This is a genomic window from Mycobacterium angelicum (genome assembly GCF_002086155.1).
GTDB lineage: Bacteria > Actinomycetota > Actinomycetes > Mycobacteriales > Mycobacteriaceae > Mycobacterium > Mycobacterium angelicum.
The window spans coordinates 1-1,280 of sequence record NZ_MVHE01000202.1; the positions used below are offsets into that span (position 1 = coordinate 1).

General features: G+C 80.6%; 1 protein-coding gene. It reads right to left on the minus strand.

Annotated features, from left to right (window positions below; genetic code table 11):
- The coding region (locus tag BST12_RS28990; protein WP_211281401.1) for a hypothetical protein at positions 1-1,280 on the minus strand (1,280 nt) is incomplete at both ends.

The window sequence follows — 1,280 nt, forward strand, 5'->3', positions numbered from 1 at the left end:
CGCCGACACCGCCGTCGCCGCCGGTGCCGCCGACTCCGGTGGTGCTGTCGGCACCCGAACCGCCGGCACCGCCACTGCCGCCCTTGCCACCGACCCCGCCGGCGCCGCCGGAGCCGTTGGTGCCACCGGCACCGGAGTCGCCGCCCTGTCCGCCTTGTCCGCCGGCGCCGCCGGCGAAACCGGTGCCGCCGGTGGCGCCGCTGCCTGCTGCGGCATCCGTGCCTGCGCCGCCACCGCCTCCGGCGCCACCCACACCGCCGGTGCCGCCGGTGCCCGCTTTGCCGGTGGCGCCGGTAGTGCCGCCGGTGCCACCGCTACCTACGCCGCCGCCGCCACCGCCGGCGCCGGCCGCGCCGCCGACACCGCCGTCGCCGCCGGTGCCACCGACTCCGGTGGTGCTGTCGGCACCGCTGCCGCCGGTTCCGCCACTGCCGCCCTTGCCGCCCACGCCGCCGGCGCCGCCGGAGCCGTTGGTCCCGCCCACACCGGAGTCGCCGCCCTGGCCGCCTTGTCCGCCGGCGCCGCCAGCAAACCCAGCACTACCGGTGGCGCCGCTGCCTGCTGCGGCATCGGTGCCGTCTGCGCCGGTACCGCCGTCGCCGCCTTGACCGCCGGTGCCGCCGGTACCGGCCTTGCCGGCCGCGCCGGTGCTGCCGCCGGTGCCACCGCTACCTACGCCGCCGCCACCACCGCCGGCGCCGGCCGCGCCGCCGACACCGCCGTCGCCGCCGGTGCCGCCCACGCCGGTGGTGCTGTCGGCGCCGCTGCCGCCGGTTCCGCCGGTGCCGCCCTTGCCGCCCACGCCGCCGGCGCCGCCGGAGCCGTTGGTGCCACCGGCACCGGAGTCGCCGCCCTGTCCGCCTTGTCCGCCTTGGCCGCCGGCAAACCCGGTCCCGCCGGTGGCACCGCTGCCTGCTGCGGCATTGGTGCCGTCGGCGCCGGTACCGCCGTCGCCGCCTTGACCGCCGGTGCCGCCGGTGCCTGCTTTGCCCGTGGCGCCAGTGGTGCCGCCGGTGCCGCCGCTACCGGTCCCACCGCCGCCACCGCCGGCGCCGGCTGCGCCGCCGATACCGCCGTCGCCGCCGGTGCCGCCCACGCCGGTGGTGCTGTCGGCACCGCTGCCGCCGGTTCCGCCGGTTCCGCCGGTGCCGCCGACGCCGCCGGCGCCGCCGGAGCCGTTGGTGCCGCCGGCACTGTTACCGCCTTGGCCGCCTTGTCCGCCGGCGCCGCCGGCGAAACCGGTGCCGCCGGTGGCGCCGCTGCCTGCTGCGGCATTGGTG